The 16,007-nt window shown below is 71.8% G+C and carries 17 protein-coding genes and 1 tRNA gene; 9 read left to right on the top strand and 9 right to left on the bottom strand.

Translation table 11 applies throughout. The features are described from left to right. Positions 1-12: 12 nt before the first annotated feature. Complete coding sequence (locus ACZ418_RS03415; RefSeq protein ID WP_468356193.1) at positions 13-681, bottom strand: HAD family hydrolase; 669 nt, start codon at positions 679-681, stop codon at positions 13-15. 219 nt (positions 682-900) lie between these two features. Continuing rightward, a complete protein-coding gene (locus ACZ418_RS03410) occupies positions 901-1,482 on the bottom strand; it encodes a TMEM165/GDT1 family protein (RefSeq protein WP_468356190.1) in 582 nt (193 codons plus the stop codon). A 398-nt stretch (positions 1,483-1,880) separates the two neighbouring features. On the opposite strand from ACZ418_RS03410, the gene ACZ418_RS03405 reads away from it, so the two are divergent. Beyond that, a complete protein-coding gene (locus ACZ418_RS03405; protein WP_468356187.1) occupies positions 1,881-2,525 on the top strand; it encodes an HNH endonuclease family protein in 645 nt (214 codons plus the stop codon). 530 nt (positions 2,526-3,055) lie between these two features. Here the strand turns inward: ACZ418_RS03405 and ACZ418_RS03400 are convergent. Continuing rightward, on the bottom strand, positions 3,056-3,610 hold the full coding sequence (locus tag ACZ418_RS03400) for a DedA family protein (protein ID WP_468356878.1): 555 nt from the start codon (positions 3,608-3,610) through the stop codon (positions 3,056-3,058). Between the two features lie 302 nt (positions 3,611-3,912). Here ACZ418_RS03400 and ACZ418_RS03395 point away from each other — a divergent pair, with 302 nt between their 5' ends. Beyond that, a complete protein-coding gene (locus ACZ418_RS03395; RefSeq protein ID WP_468356184.1) occupies positions 3,913-4,449 on the top strand; it encodes a superoxide dismutase family protein in 537 nt (178 codons plus the stop codon). A gap of 60 nt (positions 4,450-4,509) precedes the next feature. On the opposite strand, the gene ACZ418_RS03390 is transcribed toward ACZ418_RS03395, so the two are convergent. Continuing rightward, positions 4,510-4,965: a DoxX family protein gene (locus ACZ418_RS03390; protein WP_468356181.1), complete on the bottom strand. Its 456-nt coding sequence runs from the start codon at positions 4,963-4,965 to the stop codon at positions 4,510-4,512. Positions 4,966-5,450: 485 nt separating this feature from the next. Continuing rightward, entirely contained in the window at positions 5,451-5,681 is a 231-nt protein-coding gene (locus ACZ418_RS03385; RefSeq protein ID WP_468356178.1) for a DUF2277 domain-containing protein, read from the bottom strand. 93 nt (positions 5,682-5,774) lie between these two features. Between ACZ418_RS03385 and ACZ418_RS03380 the strand changes: the two genes are divergently transcribed. Next, complete coding sequence (locus ACZ418_RS03380) at positions 5,775-6,674, top strand: ketopantoate reductase family protein (RefSeq protein WP_468356175.1); 900 nt, start codon at positions 5,775-5,777, stop codon at positions 6,672-6,674. Between the two features lie 229 nt (positions 6,675-6,903). After that, positions 6,904-7,248, top strand: coding sequence for a hypothetical protein (locus ACZ418_RS03375; protein ID WP_468356172.1), 345 nt, complete (start codon positions 6,904-6,906; stop codon positions 7,246-7,248). Between the two features lie 38 nt (positions 7,249-7,286). Here the strand turns inward: ACZ418_RS03375 and ACZ418_RS03370 are convergent. Beyond that, positions 7,287-7,358 (bottom strand) — tRNA-Val (locus ACZ418_RS03370). A gap of 183 nt (positions 7,359-7,541) precedes the next feature. Here ACZ418_RS03370 and ACZ418_RS03365 point away from each other — a divergent pair. From ACZ418_RS03365 to ACZ418_RS03350, 4 genes are all read left to right on the top strand, one after another. Next, complete coding sequence (locus ACZ418_RS03365) at positions 7,542-8,312, top strand: DUF4097 family beta strand repeat-containing protein (RefSeq protein WP_468356169.1); 771 nt, start codon at positions 7,542-7,544, stop codon at positions 8,310-8,312. A gap of 95 nt (positions 8,313-8,407) precedes the next feature. Beyond that, the gene (locus tag ACZ418_RS03360) at positions 8,408-9,799 is read left to right on the top strand and encodes a hypothetical protein (protein ID WP_468356166.1); all 1,392 of its coding nucleotides are present in this window, start codon (positions 8,408-8,410) and stop codon (positions 9,797-9,799) included. Between the two features lie 97 nt (positions 9,800-9,896). Then, positions 9,897-10,433 (top strand): DUF4383 domain-containing protein, encoded by a 537-nt coding sequence (locus ACZ418_RS03355; protein ID WP_468356163.1) that lies wholly within the window; start codon positions 9,897-9,899, stop codon positions 10,431-10,433. A gap of 9 nt (positions 10,434-10,442) precedes the next feature. Continuing rightward, positions 10,443-10,652, top strand: a complete 210-nt coding sequence (locus ACZ418_RS03350; protein ID WP_468356161.1) for an FmdB family zinc ribbon protein — start codon at positions 10,443-10,445, stop codon at positions 10,650-10,652. Between the two features lie 36 nt (positions 10,653-10,688). Here the strand turns inward: ACZ418_RS03350 and ACZ418_RS03345 are convergent, their stop codons facing one another. From ACZ418_RS03345 to ACZ418_RS03335, 3 genes are read right to left on the bottom strand one after another with little or no spacing between them, the layout of a single operon-like run. Continuing rightward, positions 10,689-11,501: an HAD family hydrolase gene (locus ACZ418_RS03345; RefSeq protein ID WP_468356158.1), complete on the bottom strand. Its 813-nt coding sequence runs from the start codon at positions 11,499-11,501 to the stop codon at positions 10,689-10,691. Beyond that, positions 11,501-13,942 (bottom strand): phosphoribosyltransferase, encoded by a 2,442-nt coding sequence (locus ACZ418_RS03340; protein ID WP_468356155.1) that lies wholly within the window; start codon positions 13,940-13,942, stop codon positions 11,501-11,503. The genes ACZ418_RS03345 and ACZ418_RS03340 overlap by 1 nt, the downstream gene beginning before the upstream one ends. Next, the gene (locus ACZ418_RS03335; RefSeq protein ID WP_468356152.1) at positions 13,939-15,108 is read right to left on the bottom strand and encodes an HpcH/HpaI aldolase/citrate lyase family protein; all 1,170 of its coding nucleotides are present in this window, start codon (positions 15,106-15,108) and stop codon (positions 13,939-13,941) included. Before ACZ418_RS03335 ends, ACZ418_RS03340 begins: the two co-directional genes overlap by 4 nt. 187 nt (positions 15,109-15,295) lie before the next feature. On the opposite strand from ACZ418_RS03335, the gene ACZ418_RS03330 reads away from it, so the two are divergent. Then, positions 15,296-16,006: a TerD family protein gene (locus ACZ418_RS03330; protein ID WP_468356149.1), complete on the top strand. Its 711-nt coding sequence runs from the start codon at positions 15,296-15,298 to the stop codon at positions 16,004-16,006. Position 16,007 lies beyond the last annotated feature (1 nt).

Raw genomic sequence — 16,007 nt, 5'->3', positions numbered from 1 at the left:
CGACGCGACGCGTCAGCCGATGTGCAGCCGGATCGTCCCGTCGTCCCTCGCCTCGACCCGTACCTGGGTCAGATCCGGGACGACCACGTCAGGTCCGTGCAGACCGGCGCGGGCCCCGACCCCGACCACCGTCATCCCCGCGGAGCGCCCCGCCGCGATTCCCGCGCCGGAGTCCTCGAAGACCACACAATCCGCCGGATCCACGCCCAGCTCGGCGGCGCCCTTCAGGAACCCCTCGGGGTCGGGCTTGCTCGCGCCCACCGACTCGGCGGTGATGCGGACCTCCGGCAGCGGCAGCCCGGCGGCGTTCATGCGGGCGGTGGACAGCGGGACGTCGGCGGAGGTCACCAGGGCGTGCGGGAGACCTCGCAGGGAGGCGAGGAAGGCGCTCGCGCCGCGGATCTCGACGACGCCGTCGGTGTCGGCGGTCTCCTCGGCGAGCATGCGCGCGTTGTCGGCGAGGTTCTGCTCCATGGGCCGGTCGGGCAGCAGTACGGCCATGGAGGCGTGACCCTGCCGGCCGTGGACCACCTTCATCACCTCGTCGCCGTCCAGCCCGTGCCGCTCGGCCCAGCGGCGCCAGATGCGCTCGACGACGGCGTCCGAGTTGACGAGGGTGCCGTCCATGTCGAGCAGGAGGGCACGGGCGGTGAGGACGGTGGGCGTGGCGGTGGCCGTCATCGGCAGCTCCAGGAACGAAAAAGGCCCCGAGGGGAGGGACAAGGCGGCCCCGCCCGCCGGTCAGGGAAAACGGGCGGGAGCCACTTTGTTCCTCCACGGTACAAAACCGGGAGCGGATCCCGCCACCGCATCCGGAAAGGGTTCACCGACCGTTCAGCTCGACCGGGGTTCATGGCCGGGGTTCACGGCCGGTGTTCATGCCGGGATGCACGACCGGGTTCAGCCCGCCACCGCCTCGTACAGGCTCCACGCGCCGAGCGCGAGCATCAGCAGTGCCGCGATCTGCGTGATCAGCCGCAGTGGCACCTTCTTCATCAGGGCCTTTCCGCCGACGATGCCGAGTCCGGCGACGGCCCACAGGCCGAGCACGGCGCCGAGGCCGACGGAGAGCGGGTCGTCGTAGCGGGCGGCGAGGTTGGCGGTCATGATCTGGGTGAGATCGCCGAACTCGGCGACGAGGATCAGCATGAAGCCCGTACCCGCGACCTTCCAGAAGGACTGGTCGGCGGGCTTCTTGATCTCCTCCTCGCCCTCGTCCCTCTTCAGCAGCAGCATCGCGGCGCCGCCGAGGAAGAGGACGCCCGTGAGGGCGTGCACGATCTGCTGGGGCAGCAGCGTCAGCACGCTGCCGGCGGCGACGGCCAGCACGACGTGCAGCAGGAAGGCGGCGGCGACACCGGCGAAGACGTAGCTCGCGCGGTAGCGGGTGCCGAGGACGAGACCGGCGAGCGCGGTCTTGTCGGGCAGTTCGGCGAGGAAGATGACGCCGAAGACGAGCGCCGTCACGGTGATGCTGATCAAGGTTCCTCAATCGGTCGGGGCTGCCCCACCGAGAGTGTGGTACGTCACGCGATGACACCTCGGCACGGCAGCGCACTCGGCGTCCGTGTCGCGGGGACACGGACGTGCACTGCTTGCCGAAGGTCTCGCTGGCGGTCCTCGAAGGACTCGAGGGTCCGCCTCCGGGCGCCGGCTCAGGCTGGCTGAGCAGTATGTCGACGGTCCGGCAAAGAGCTACTCCCCTTCTGCGCTGCCCATCGTAAGGGATGTGCGGGTTGAGCGGGAAAGGTTGTCATGAACCTTGTTATGACATGAACGCGTCATTATCTTCTTACCGAACGCTCACCCCACGGCAACACGGCCTCGCGAGCATTCCCTGGCTCGCGTCCAAATTCCCGACTCCGCAAGGGAGTTCCCGCATGCCCAGGCTCTACGCGCGTCGACGGCTGAACATACTCGCCGCTCTTACCGCACTCATAGCCTCCGTCGCCCTGCTCGACTCCCCGAGCGCCTCCGCCGCCCTGCCCACGCCGGTCAGCGCCGCCACCGCCCGCAGCTACCTCTCCCAGCTGACCGTGGCCACCGAGAACCGCACCGGCTACCAGCGCTCCCTGTTCCCGACCTGGATCACCATCTCCGGCACCTGCAACACCCGTGAGTGGATTCTCAAGCGGGACGGCACGAACGTCGTCACCGACTCCGCCTGCACCGCCACCAGTGGCAGCTGGTACTCCCCCTACGACGGGGCCACCTGGACCTCCGCCTCCGACGTCGACATCGACCACCTCGTCCCGCTGGCCGAGGCCTGGGACTCCGGCGCGAGCAAGTGGACCACCGCGCAGCGGCAGGCCTTCGCCAACGACGTCACCCGTCCCCAGCTCCTCGCCGTCACCGACAACGTCAACCAGGCCAAGGGCGACCAGGACCCGGCGACCTGGGTCCCGTCCCGGTCCGCCTACGTCTGCACCTACGTCCGCGCCTGGGTGCAGGTGAAGTACTACTACGACCTCTCGGTCGACTCCGCGGAGAAGTCGGCACTGACGAACTACCTGGCGAGCTGCTGACTTCCACCTCCCGCCGCACGACTTGAGACCGCACGGCGACCGCGGACCCGCCGTCGTGGCCGGTCGCGCCCCCGCGGCCGAGCCGCATATCAGATACAGCCCCACGCCCCGGGGGGATCTGCGGCGACCGGCACCCGCAGCCCGCACCAGGGCCAACCGCCGGAGGCCTGGGCACCGCACGCCGAAGTTCACCTCCCGCCGCAGGACTTGAGGCCGCACGGCGACCGCGGACCCGCCGTGGCCGGTCGCGCCCACGCGGCCGAGCCGCATATCAGACACAGCCCCACACCCCTTCGGGAGCTGCGACCACCGGCACCCGCAGCCCGCACCAGGGCCAACCGCCGGAGGCCTGGGCACCGCACGCCGAAGTTCACCTCCCGCCGCAGGGCCTGGGGCCGCACGGCGACCGCGGACCCGCCGTGGCCGGTCGCGCCCCCGCGGCCGAGCCGCATATCAGATACAGCCCCACACCCCCGGCGCGCTGCGGCCACCGGCACCCGCAGCGCGCCCCGGGCCAAACCGCCGGAGGCCTACGCGGCGCGGCGGCGCATGAGGTAGCCCGCCGCCGCGCCCGCGGCGAAAAGGGCCGCGAGCGAGACGGCCGTGGCCAGCCATGTCGGGCCGAGCCACTGGGCGCCGTAGTAGCCGAGGGCGACGCTGTAGGCGGCCCAGGAGAGGCCGGCCAGGGCGGACCAGGGGACGAAGTCGCGGGCTCGGCGGTGGGCGGCGCCGGCGCAGAAGGACACGACCGAGCGGCCCGCCGGGGCGAAGCGGGCGAGCACGACCAGCGCGCCGCCGCCCCGAGCCAGGGCATCGCCGAGACGTTCCTGCGCGGTGGTCAGCCGCCGGGAGCGGGCTATCGCCCGGTCCAGCCGCGCACCGCCCCGCCAGGCCAGCCGGTACGCCACCAGATCGCCGAGGACCGAGGCGGTCGCCGCGGAGAGGATCAGAACCAGGAGGTCCGGAACGTCGCGCGGAACGCGGCCGGCCGCCGCGCCCGAGCCCGCCGCCGCTGCCGTACCCGCCGTGATGACGAGCACGCCGCTCGGCAGCACCGGCACGAACACGTCGAGCAGCACGGACATGACGACCGCGGCATAGATCCACGGTCCGGCGGCCAATGCCCCCACATTCTCGAACACCACGACTCCCGTTGCTCCCCCGTTGACAGCCATACAGCGTACGCCGGGGTGTGACAGAAGGGGCTAGGGGGGCGAACAAGAAGCCAGGCTGGTTTCCGGGGCCTCCGACACGCTCTGTCACCCGAACAGCGCACGCTGTGCGGCGGGGCCATGCCACGTCCGTAGCAATGGAGAGAGGCCTGTCCCGAAACATCGGGAACAAATCCGAACGAAACGGCGCATGAGCGCAGAAAAAGGTGCACATCATGGTGGCAGCAGCCATATACGCGGGCACCCTCGCCGCAGCCCTGTTCGCGTCCGGGACCGCAAGCACCGCCCACACCTCCTCGCTGGAGACCTACGGCGTGTTCTCACCTCCGGCCGCGACCGACAAGTCGAACGCGGTGGTGTACGACCAGAGCCTCGTCCCGACGGGCGCCCTGATCCGGGTCCGCCAGATCACCCAGCCGAGCGGTGCCACGACCGTCGAGCTGTGGGTGGCCGGCGTCAAGCCCAACCATCTCTTCGGGGTCCACGTCCACCAGAAGGCCTGCGGCGCCGACCCTGCCGCCGCCGGCAAGCACTACCAGAACCACCCCGGCATGGACGCCGCCCACGTCAACAAGGACAACGAGGTCTGGCTGGACTTCAAGTCCAACGCGAACGGGATCGGCAGTGCCACCGCCAAGCACACCTGGGCCTTCCGGAAGGGCCAGGCGGGTTCGGTGGTGATCCACAAGGAGCCCGGCACCAAGGGCAGCCGGGTGGCCTGCGTCACCGTGCCGTTCGGCGGGACGTCGTAGCACACTGGAGACCGAACGGCGCCCTTCCCCCGCGTGGCCGGGAAGGGCGCCGACGCCGGGTCAGGCCGCTATCGGGGTGTGCTCGGTGGCGTCCCGGCCGTCCACGGCGGTGCGGCGGGCGACGAACCGGTCGAGCCCGAAGGCGCCGGACCCGGTGAAGGCCAGCAGGAAGAAGGCCCAGCAGAACAGGACCGACAGCTCGCCGCCGTTCTGGATGGGCCACAGCGCGGCCTGCTGGTGCACGTCGAAGTAGGCGTACGCCATCGAGCCCGAGGCGATCAGCGCGGCCCCGCGGGTGCCGAGGCCGAGGAGCACCAGGCCGCCGGCGAGCAGCTGGATCACGGCCGCGTACCAGCCGGGCCAGGTGCCGGTCGGGATCGTGCCGCCCTGGGTGCCGGCGGCACCGCCGAGGACGCCGAAGAGGGACGCGGCGCCGTGCACGGCGAAGAGCAGACCTACGACGATGCGGAAGAGCCCGAGGACATAGGGCTGAGCGGAGTTGAGGCGTGCGGTCATGAGGGGGGTTCTCCTCTTCGGTGTCGGTCGGACCGGCCGGGGACGTCCAAGTGGCCGGTCGTGGGGGTGCGGCGGTACCGAATGAGGGACCCAGGTTAGGGCCGCCTAATCAATGCTTGCAAGTTCAACATTCGGCCATCGCTCCGGCGCCACTTGCGGCTCGGCTTCGGCGAATGCCGCCCAGTGCACGCCTTCCGTGGGCAGCCGAAGGCGAACCTCCTTGTGTGCGCGTGATCTTGATGCTCCATCAGGCAATACGGCCGCCGGGTCACATCCAGCCCTCCGGTCTCACAGCCGTCCGCCAAGTGCGGTCGGCAGCCGCCCTGTACGAGCAGTCCGGCGGGCAACTCGTCGGCCGTACACCGCGGACGGCGCGGTTCATCATGCTCTGCTGGCCCAACGCCCTTGCTTCTGGGCAGAGTTGACCGTCATGCCGGATTATGGGGGTGGTGCGGCGGAGCCGCACATCAAACGCGGCCCCGCCCCTACGGGGTGCTTCGCACCGACTGCCCCCGCACTTCCAGCCCCCCGAGCAGCTCCGCCGTGGCCTCGGCCACCGCGGCCACCGCGCGGTCGAAGACCTCGCGGTTGTGCGCTGCGGGGGCCCGGAATCCCGAAACCTTCCGCACGTACTGCAGCGCGGCGGCGCGGATGTCCTCCTCCGTGGCCTCGTCGGGCAGCACGGGCGGACGCAGCGTCTTGATACTCCGGCACATGCCCCCAGTCTCACGCACCCCGCGTCAAGGTGCGAGGATCGCGCCGAAGGCGGCCACCGATCCCCGGGGCCGACCGACGAGAGGAACCTCCTCATGACCACCGAGCACACCGTGGCCGTCCTCGGCCCCGGCGGCACCGGCGGACTCCTCGCCGCCCTGCTCTCCCGCTCCGGCCACCGCGTCGTCTGCCTGGCCCAGGACCGCACGGCCGACACCCTGCGCCGTACCGGAATCACGGTCCGCAGCCCACAGTTCGGCGAGTTCACCGCCCCGGTCGAGGCGGACACCGAGCTGCGCGAGCCGGTGGACGCCTGCCTCATCGCCGTCAAGCACACCGCGCTGGACGCCGCCCTCACCCGGGTGCCGCCGCAGGCTCTGGGCGACGCCCTCGTCGTACCGCTCCTGAACGGCGTCGAACACCCCGGCCGGCTCCGCGCCCGTTACGGTCCCGACCGGGTCGCCCCGGCGGTGATCCGCGTGGAGTCCACCCGGGTCGCCCCGGGGGTGATCGAACACGGGAGCCCGTTCACGGAGATGGACCTGGCCGGGGACGCCGTGCCCCGCCCCCGTCTCGACGGCCTCGCGGCCACCCTCGTCTCCGCCGGTGTGACGGCCCGCGTGGTCGAGGACGAGACGGCGGCTCTGTGGGCCAAGATGGCGTTCCTCGCCCCCTTCGCCCTGCTCACCACGCGGTACGCCCTCCCCCTCGGCGAGGCCCGCACCCGGCACCGCGAGGAGCTGGAGTCCCTGGTCGCCGAGACCGCCGCGGTCAGCCGCGCCTGCGGCGCCCCCGCCGACCCGGCTCAGGCGCTGGCCCGGTACGACGCCTTCCCGCCCGGCGCCAAGTCGTCCATGCAGCGCGACGCCGAGGCGGGCCGCCCGCTCGAACTCGACGCCATCGGCGGGGCGCTGCTGCGCGCGGCGGACCGGCACGGCGTGCCGGTGCCGGTGACGGCCCGCCTGGTGGACGAACTGCGGTCCGCCGGCCACTGATGAAGGCCCACGTCGGCTCAGTGGGTCAGCAGCCACTGAGCCGGCACCAGATGCGCCACGTCGAGTCCGCCCGCGCTGATCAGCATGCCGCACCCCTGGCCGCCCGAACGGCAGGCGCTGCACACGGCACTGGGAAGCCGGCGGGCCCGGCCGAGGCCCCGCCCACCCGTTCGCGTGAACCTCACAAACGAACTCGCCCCCCAAAATCGAACAGGCGTAGCATTGGCGTGTGGCAACGACCTATGAATTCCCCAGTGACCTCCTCGCCGGTCAGGAGGAGCTGCATCAGGTCCGGGCCGAGCTGTCGGCCCTGCTCAAGCGCCTGCCCTGGTCGGTCGAGCCGATGGACGGCTTCAGCGACGACACCGGCTGGCGGAAGGTGGAGCGGCCCGCGTCCCCGGGCTGGACGGCGGACGAGCAGGCCGAGGTGGAGAAGCTGCGCCGCCGCGAGCACGAACTCGCGGTCTTCGTCAGCACACACCGCTTCTGGGCCGAGGTCTCGGCAGCGGACCGCATGGACGCCCGCACCAGGCTGAAACACGCACACAAGCAGCAGCCGTCAGGAGAGGAATGAGAAGAGCCCCCAGCCGCGTTGGCTGGGGGCTCCATCGGTGGGCGCGGACGGTTTCGAACCGCCGACATCCTGCTTGTAAGGCAGGCGCTCTACCCCTGAGCTACGCACCCGGACACCTGGGCCGCGCGCCCAGGACGAGTCGACAGCCTACCTTGCCGGAACCGGTGCACGGCAAACCCGTGACGCGGTGTGCGGGGGTTATCCCCACCCCGGTCCGGGAGCCGTCCTCATCGCCCCGCCCGCCCGGGCTCCCTTACGGTCCTCGCAGACCGAATCTCAGGGGGAGTTCCCGCATGACCCGTTCCGTTCCTGTCCGCGCCGCCGCCCTGGCCGTCGTCACCGGTGTGCTGGTCGCCACGGTCAGTGCCTGTGGCGCCTCCGCCGACGACGACACGCACCCGGACCACCGGTCCTTCGCCCTGCACGGCCGCACCCTCACGATCGACTCCGACGACTCCGCGCTGGAGGTCGTCGCCACCGACTCCGCCAAGGCCGGCACGGTCGAGGTCACCCGGTGGTTCCAGGGATCCGTCGTCGTCGGCCACAGTCCCACGCTGCGCTGGTCCTTCCAGGACGACCGGCTGGTGCTGCGGGTGCACTGCTCGGGCTTCATCGCCGACTGCTCGGCCCGGCACCGGATCGAGGTGCCGCGCGGAATCAGCGTGAAGGTCGACAACGGGGACGGCGGCGTGCGAGCACAGGGGTTCCGGGATCCGCTCAGTGTCGACACCGCCGACGGCTCCGTACGCGTCACCGACTCCAGCGGGCCGCTCGACCTGAAGTCGACCGACGGTTCGGTCCGCGCGGACGTCTCCTCGCGCCGGGTGAAGGCCGGCTCCGCCGACGGCTCCGTGCAGGTCCTGCTGTCCGGTGTGCCCGACCTGGTGGACGCCTCCAGCACCGACGGCTCGGTGACGGTCGCCGTGCCCCGGGGCGCGTACCGGGTGTCGGCCGGTTCCGACGACGGCGTGGTGTCGGTGTCCGTGCCCCGCGACGACCGCAGCCCGCACCGGGTTTCGGCCCACTCCTCGGACGGAGAGGTCACGGTCCGCACAGGAAAGTGAGGGCGCCGAGCGCGAACTGACCGGCCCATGTGTTTCGTCTACAACGGGTGGGAGAATGACACCAGCCACGGCGGACCACAGCACGGGAGAGGGATGTGACGGCGACACCGGGCACGCCAGCGACGCGGTCGTACCCGCCGTCGACCGTACGGGCCCGGTCCGGGTCCACGGCCCTGCGCGACACCCTCACCCTGCTGGGCCTGCCGGTCCTGGCCGCGCTCGCCCTGCCCGCCGCGTTCGCCGGCGGCGGCACCCGGCGCTGGTTCGGCGGCCGGGCGGAGAGCCAACGGGCCGAGGCGCAGGCCGCGAAGGACGCCGCGGCGGCCGCGTTCTACGAACTGGACACCGCCCAGCGCGACCTGCGGATCTCCATCGAGACCATCACGGCCGTGGACGACTCGCCCGCCGCCCGCCGTGCCGTCGCCGACTTCGCGGCGCTCGGGCAGCGCATCGACGAGGCCAGCCAGCGCTACATCCAGGCCGTCGACGCCCATGACCTGGACCGGGACGATCTGGAGGCCGCCGCGGCCGCCCGGGCGCGCGCGGAGCTGACGTCCGCCAAGGACGAGCTGCTCCGGGTCAGACAGGAGCTGGACCGTTTCGGCAGCTCGCTCGGGCCGCTGCTCGGCAAGGCCGAGACCCAGCTGGCCCGGGTGGCGCCCGCCGTGGAGCGGGCCCGGCAAGCGCTGCTCGGCGCGAGCAACGCCCTGGACGCCGTACGGGAGCAGGGGCTGCGCGCCGACGACCTGGCCGGCCGGCTCGCGGCCCTCTCCCCCGAGCTGACCAAGCTGAACCAGGGCGCCGGGCAGCACGGCGTGGCACAGACGCTGGAGCGGGCCGAGCGGGTGCAGCGGGAGGCCGGGGCGATCCGGGCCGAGGCCGAGCGGCTGCCGGAGAAGGCCGCCGAGATCGACCACCGGCTGGTCAGCCTGCGCACCCGGGCCCAGGCGCTCACCACCAGGGCCGGGCAGGTGGACCCGGTGCTGAGCGAGCTGCGCCGCCGGTTCGCGGCCGCGTGCTGGCAGGATCTGCAGCACGTGCCCGAGCAGGCCGCGGAGAACGTACGGCAGGCCGAGCTCAAGCTCCGCGAGGCCCAGGCGGCGCGGGACGCCCAGCGCTGGCCGGACGCCACGTCGCTGTTGTCGACGGTACGGGCCCTGCTGAACGCCACCGACGAGGCCGTGTCGGCCGCGGGTGACCGGCTGCGGCGGCTGAACGAGGTGCAGAAGGATCCGCAGACGGAGATCGAGCGCACCCGGTTCGCGATCCGGGACGCCCAGCGGCTGGCCATGACCGGCCGTACGACCCCCGATCCCCGGCATGCCCGGCCGCTGGACGACGCGGTGGGGCGGCTGGAGCGGGCGATCGGTTCGCTGGAGACCGGCCGGCATCCCGACTACTGGCACTTCCTGACCGAGACGGATGCGGTGCGGCAGACGGTGGCGCGGGTGGTGGCGCAGATTCGCGGGGAGCGTGGGGGCCACTGAGGGGGCCCACCGCACTGGTATGTGTGTTGCCGCGTGGGTCGGGCAGGCGGATATTGGGTGGACGGATGGCCTCCGCTAGCGCCCGAGGGAGGCGGATATGGCCACACACGCAGCGCACACGCGGGACACGGGGCCGCGACGGCGGATCGAGTTCGACCAGCACCTGCCCGTCGACCACCGGCTGAACACGGTCTACCGGATCGGCGCGGGCCTGATCGGCGCGTTCCTCGTCGCCTTCGGCATCCTGGGTCTGATCAACCACATCGGCTTCTTCGACACCGGCGGTGCCACTGTCGCCGGGCTGAACACCAACGGAACGCTGAGCGTGCTGTCGATCGTCGTCGGCGCGATCCTGCTGGCCGGCATGGTGATCGGCGGAAACGTGGCGTCCACGCTGAACATGGTGTTCGGGGTGCTGTTCCTGCTGAGCGGCTTCCTGAGCCTCGGCCTGCTGGACACCACGCACAATTTCCTGGCGTTCAAGATCCAGAACGTGTTCTTCAGTTTCATCGTGGGCCTGCTGCTGATGACCTTCGGCATGTACGGCCGGGTCGGCTCGACCCTGCCGCACGACAACCCCTACTGGCGGGCCCGGCACCCGGATGCCGTCGAGCGTGAGCAGGCCGGGCAGTAATCTGTGGCCATGCCTCGCTATGAGTACCGCTGCCGCACCTGCGGCGACACGTTCGAACTGAGCCGTCCCATGGCCGAGTCCGCCGCCCCCGCGACGTGCCCTGCCGGGCATGACGACACCGTCAAGTTGCTGTCGACGGTGGCGGTGGGCGGTACGGCGTCTGCTCCGGCGCCGGGTGGGGGCGGCGGTGGCTGTTGTGGCGGAGGCTGCTGCGGTTAGTCGCCTCCGGGGGGCCGCGAACGCAGCCCCGCGCCCCTAGGCCGGCTGCCGTGCCGCTCTCAGGAACTCCCGTACGATCCTCTCCCCCGCCAGCACCCCCCGCTCGGGCAGCGCGCTGATCTCCGGAGCGATCCAACCGGTGTCGGCCAGCTCCCCATGCCCCGGGCGCCAGCCGCGGTCGGCGGCGAGGAGGAGGTCGGCGTCCAGAAGGGAGTCCCCGGCGGCCAGCGTGAGCTCGGCACCGCTGCGGCGGGCGATCTCACGGACGGCTGCGCTCTTGGTGAGCGGCTTCGGGACGGCGTAGATCTTGCGGCCCTGGAGCGAGACGGTCCAGCCGCGGTTCTCCGCCCACACGGCCAGCTCCTTCACCCAGTCCTCGGGCAGCAGCTCGCGCTCGACGACGAGGTAGGTGAACAGGTCCTCCGCGATGCGGTGCTTGCGCACCCAGGCCGGGTCCGCCGAGCGCATCAGATGGTCGTGGACCTCGGCCAGCGGCGCGCACTCGTCGGCGAGGCGGGCGAGCACACCGGCGTGCCAGTCGGTGTCCGTCACACCGTCGACCAGCAGATGGCCGCCGTTGGCGCAGATCGCGTACTTCGGGGGCGGCCCGGGCAGGTTGATCCGCTGGTACTGCTTGCGGGTGCGCGTCGTCGTCGGGACGAAGACGGCCGTGTCGCCGAGGTCGGTGAGCAGCTGGGCCGCCGTCTCCGTCATGTAGGAGAGCGGCTTGGCCTCGTGCACCTCCACGCACAGCAGCCGGGGCGCCCGCGCGTCCGGCATGGTCAGCGCGAGGGCCGCGGAGGAGTAGATCAGCGTACGGTCGAGGTCGCTCGCCACCAGCACCGGCATCAGACGGTCACCGCCTTGCCGTCGGCGCCCGTGGCACCGCGCGTGTACTTGGGGTGGATCAATCCGACGCAGGTGTACGGCAGCTCACCGACCTCCTCGACCGGCACGCCCCGTTGCTCGGCGAGCATGCGCACGTGGTCGAGGTCGGCGCCGGCCCCTGCGCGGGCCAGGATCTTCCAGGGCACCCGGCGCAGCAGCACCCGGGTGGTCTCGCCGACGCCGGGCTTGACGAGGTTCACGTCGTGGATGCCGTACTCCTCGCTGATCCGCTCCACGGCGCGCCAGCCGGCCCAGGTCGGGGCGCGGTCCTCGGCCATCAGTTCCTTGACCGCGGTGTCGACGGTGTCGGTGACCTCCGGGAAGCGGGCGGAGACGGCGTCGAGGAAAGCCACGGAGACGTCGGCGCCGGCGAGTTCGCGGTAGAACTTCGCGCCGTGGAAGTCACCCGGGCCGACCAGGTCGGCGCGCAGGACGGTCCGCGATATCAGCCCGGAGACCGTCGAGTTGAGGCAGGCGGAGGGGATGAGGAAGTCCTCGCGGGTGCCGTAGGTGCGCACGCAGGCGCCCGGGTCGGCGAGTACGGCGATCTCCGGGTCGAAGCCGGTGACGCCCTCCCTCGCCTCGAACTCCTCGATGGCCTGGGCGAGTTCGCGGGTGATGGCGCCCTTGCCGGTCCAGCCGTCGACGAACACGACGTCCCGCGGGTCGTGGTGGGCGGCGAGCCAGCGCAGCGCGTTGGCGTCGATGCCCCGGCCGCGCACGATCGACACCGCGTAGTGCGGAAGGTCCAGGCCGTGCCGGAACTGCGCCCAGCGGCGCATGAGGATGCCGACCGGGGTGCCCGCGCGGGCGAGCGAGACCAGCACCGGGCGCGGCGACCGCTCGGCGATGACAGCCTCGGTGACCACGCCGACGGCCTGCGCGATCCGGGCGGCGGAGGTGTCGAGGGCCGCGTGGAACAGCTCCTGGTACTGCTCGCTGGGCTGGTACTCCACCGGCAGCGACTCCGCGTAGTGCGCGCCGCCGCTCTGGATGGCCTCCTCCCGCTCCTCGGTCGGCGCCTCCAGCGTGACGTCGGAGAGGTCCTGGAGCAGCCAGCCGACCTCCTCGGGCGCGTAGGAGGAGAATGCGGGGCCACGGAGGGGCTCGGGCAGCATGGCCGGCCTTTCGGAAGCGGCGTGCGGTACGTACGACGGGACGACCGCGAGCAGGACGTGCGGGGTGTGTGCGGCGAGGCAGGCCAGCAGGCCGTCGGGCGCGTGCAGGGCGGGGGTGTCGGCGACGGAATCGACCACGGCGACCACGGCGTCGAAGCCACCGCCCGCGACGTTGTAGGCGTACCGCTCGCCGGGCCCGTCGGCCGGGTCGTCGTGCGCGGGGAAGACCAGCCGGGTACGGATCGCATACCCCGGGTCGTCCAGCGCGAGGACGGGCGAGCGGGTGGTGGTGGAGAACCGCACCTCGGCCGGTATGACCTGCTCCAGCTCACGGGCGAGGCGCAGGGGCGCGTACATCAGCTCCTCGAAGCCGAGCACGAGGACACGCCGGGCGGAGGCGGGCAGGGCGTCGGCCGTTCGGGCGGCCATGGCGGGCAGCGCGGACTCCAGGCGGGCCCGGTGGACGGGCGTGAAGCCGTGCCGGCCGCCGTCGGGCAGGCCCGGGGGCCAGTGGAGCTCCAACCGGGTGACACGGCCGTACGACGGCTCGGGCGAGCCGTGCCGCCGGTCGTGCTCGGCGACCAGCCGCTGCCCCTTGTCCAGCACGCCCTCCGGGAGCCGTACGGTCCCGGTGGCAGCGGCGATCAGGTCCACCCGGGCGCCGATCTCGCCGGCGAATCGATCCATCCGGTCGGCGTCCTCGGGCGAGCGCATGTCGACCAGCGCGACCACGACGTAACGCTTGCGCGGATAGCGTTCGTGCAGCTCACGGATGGTGTTCAGGACCGTGTTCCCGGTGGAGAACTCGTCGTCGACCAGGACCAGCGGACCGTCTCCGGTCAGCAGGCCGGGATCCTCGGGGAGCAGCAGATGGGAGGTGGCGTGCGAGTGGCTCTCCTCGAAGCCGGCCGCACGGGCGAGGCCGGCCACCGGCCGACGCGTGGAGTGCAGGTACGGCGCCGTACCCAGACCGTCGGCCACGGCGTGGCCGAGGCCCGTCGCGGTCTCCGCATAACCCAGGACCACGGCACCGGCGGCCTCGGCGTCACCGAGCAGTTCATGGACGCGTCGGCCCAGGCGGTGGCCGTGCCCGTACACCACCGTCGGCGACTGCGGAACATGCTTGCCGAGCACGTTCGACACCAGCAGATGGGCCCGCTTCGGATTGCGCCGCAGGGCGAGCCCGAGCAGGGCCCGCAGGCCGTCCTCCCCCACGAGTTCGACCCCGAGCCGCTCGGCGACCCAGCTGCCGGACCAGACCCCGTGGTTCAGTGCGTTCTTCATGCGTTCCTTATTCCGGCGGCCAGAAGCTCCACGAAGCCGACGTCCTCATGGGCCACGCCGAAGGCCTCGGCGCGCAGCAGGGTCCGCTCCGCCCAGGCGCGGTGCGGCTTCACCTCGTTCATCTTGTTCGTGTAGGCCGACCGGAGTACACCCCCGCCGCCGCGTTCCGGCCGCAGGATGTCCTGGGCGTCGCTGTACTCCTCGTGGCTGACCACGGACAGCGCGTGGACGGGCAGCACATGGGAGGGGTGGATGCAGGTCTTGCCGAGCAGGCCGTTGGCCTGGTCGAGGGAGATCTCCCGCAGCAGTCCGTCCATGGCGTGCTCGATCAGCCTCTCGCGCAGCTCGACGGCCTGCACCTCCAGGAAGGGGCTCTGCCTCAGCTGCGGCTTGAACATGCGCTCGGAGACCCGGAAGTACTCCCACACGGGCCCGGTCACGGTGAATCCGGTGCCGTCGGCCCGGCCCAGCATGTTCACGACGTCGGCGATCACCGAGGCGACGACCTGCACGTCGTAGGCGGTCATGTCGGGCGCGCGGCGCAGGCCGTAGGAGGAGCAGAAGTCGGTCACGCCCAGGCGCAGGGCGAGCACCCGGTCGCGGTACTTGTCGACCGCGCGGGCGATGCCCTCCAGGGTGTCCACGCGGGACTCGCGGTAGAGCAGCTCCGGGGACTCCAGGACGGGCATGGCGAACAGCCGGCGTCCACCGGCCGCCTCGGCGGCCGTCAGGGCCTCCAGGAAGGGGATGCCGCGCTCCTCGGTGAACTTCGGCAGCACGAATCCGGACAGCAGGCGCACGGACGCGCCGAGGCGCCGTACGAGGTCGGGGACCTGCTCGGGGGTGCGCACCCGGATGAAGAGCAGCGGGGGCTCTGCGCCGGGCCGGGCGGCCAGGTCGGCGAACTGCCGGACGAGGTTCTCCTCGCCGGCCACGACGTCCGCGTCGTCGATCGAGTCCTCCAGGCACAGCACCATCGAGACCACGCCGTTCCCGGCCTGCTTGACGATGTCGTCGGCGAGCCGCGGCCGGGTGGCCGGGCTGTACAGGGTGGCGCCGAGGGCGGTGGCGAGCAGCCGGGCCGGAGAGTCGGCGGTGAACGCGCACGGCTCCCGGTGGAAGAGGCGCTGCCGCACCTCGGGGGCGATGTGCCCGAAATGACGCATAGAACTCCCCCAGGGCGATGAGCCCGAGTCTCAGTGTTCGGTAAAGGGTGGCCGGTAATAGTACGTAGGGATTGATGTCAGAGGTTCCCGGCGGGCATGAATTTCCGGTAACTCGCCCGTGTCGGCGGCGCGCTGGGACACCACCCCCGCATTGTCGTGGCCAGGACCGAGAAGGCAGGATGACCGCATGACGCACGCGATGCTGAAGGGGTCGAACGTCCCGCTGGAAGCCACCACGGTCCGCGCCGTGCTGCGCTGGGCGCCCGGGCAGGAGGTTCCGGACGTGGACGCCTCGGCGCTGCTGCTGGGCCCCGACGGCCGTGTGCGCTCCGACGAGGACTTCGTCTTCTACAACCAGCCCCGGCACCCCTCCGGAAAGGTGTGGCGGCTGGGCAAGAAGCGCGTCGCCGAGGGGCTGACCGACACGATCCAGACGGACCTGCCCGGCGTGGAGCCGGACGTCGGCCGGATCCTGCTGGTCGCGTCCGCGGACGGGATCACCTTCGACCGGGTGCCGGCGCTGTGCATCCTGCTGTACGACGCCGCGGTCGCCGACGCCGAGCCGCTGGCCCGGTTCGAGATCAAGCCGGAGACGGGTGCGGAGACGGCGCTGATCTGCGGTGAGCTGTACCGGCGCGGGGAGGGCTGGAAGTTCCGCGCGCTGGGCGAGGGGTATTCGAACGGGCTGAAGGGGCTCGCGACGGACTTCGGTATCTCGGTGGACGAGTCCGAGGAGATGCCTCCGGCGGTTCCGCAGCAGCCGCCGGCATACGGCTATCCGCAGCCGACGTCGGCGCCCCCGGCGTATGGGTACCCTCAGCCGGTGCCGGTGCCTGCCGGGCCGGTGGATCCGAGCTTCCGGTTGCCTCCGCAGGGGCCGCAGTTCATCGGGCGGTGAG

It is taken from the genome of Streptomyces sp. NPDC030820 (genome assembly GCF_055572075.1).
The sequence above is the reverse complement of the archived record's forward strand: the minus strand, read 5'-3'. Positions and strand labels throughout refer to the sequence as shown.

Bases quoted from the DNA above. Each gene is read 5' to 3' on its own strand.
- ACZ418_RS03415 (WP_468356193.1), bottom strand. From the start codon at position 681: ATGACGGCCACCGCCACGCCCACCGTCCTCACCGCCCGTGCCCTCCTG.
- ACZ418_RS03405 (WP_468356187.1), top strand. From the start codon at position 1,881: ATGCCCAGGCTCTACGCGCGTCGACGGCTGAACATACTCGCCGCTCTT.
- ACZ418_RS03400 (WP_468356878.1), bottom strand. From the start codon at position 3,610: ATGTCCGTGCTGCTCGACGTGTTCGTGCCGGTGCTGCCGAGCGGCGTG.
- ACZ418_RS03395 (WP_468356184.1), top strand. From the start codon at position 3,913: ATGGTGGCAGCAGCCATATACGCGGGCACCCTCGCCGCAGCCCTGTTC.
- ACZ418_RS03390 (WP_468356181.1), bottom strand. From the start codon at position 4,965: ATGACCGCACGCCTCAACTCCGCTCAGCCCTATGTCCTCGGGCTCTTC.
- ACZ418_RS03385 (WP_468356178.1), bottom strand. From the start codon at position 5,681: ATGTGCCGGAGTATCAAGACGCTGCGTCCGCCCGTGCTGCCCGACGAG.
- ACZ418_RS03380 (WP_468356175.1), top strand. From the start codon at position 5,775: ATGACCACCGAGCACACCGTGGCCGTCCTCGGCCCCGGCGGCACCGGC.
- ACZ418_RS03365 (WP_468356169.1), top strand. From the start codon at position 7,542: ATGACCCGTTCCGTTCCTGTCCGCGCCGCCGCCCTGGCCGTCGTCACC.
- ACZ418_RS03355 (WP_468356163.1), top strand. From the start codon at position 9,897: ATGGCCACACACGCAGCGCACACGCGGGACACGGGGCCGCGACGGCGG.
- ACZ418_RS03350 (WP_468356161.1), top strand. From the start codon at position 10,443: ATGCCTCGCTATGAGTACCGCTGCCGCACCTGCGGCGACACGTTCGAA.
- ACZ418_RS03345 (WP_468356158.1), bottom strand. From the start codon at position 11,501: ATGCCGGTGCTGGTGGCGAGCGACCTCGACCGTACGCTGATCTACTCC.
- ACZ418_RS03340 (WP_468356155.1), bottom strand. From the start codon at position 13,942: ATGAAGAACGCACTGAACCACGGGGTCTGGTCCGGCAGCTGGGTCGCC.
- ACZ418_RS03335 (WP_468356152.1), bottom strand. From the start codon at position 15,108: ATGCGTCATTTCGGGCACATCGCCCCCGAGGTGCGGCAGCGCCTCTTC.
- ACZ418_RS03330 (WP_468356149.1), top strand. From the start codon at position 15,296: ATGACGCACGCGATGCTGAAGGGGTCGAACGTCCCGCTGGAAGCCACC.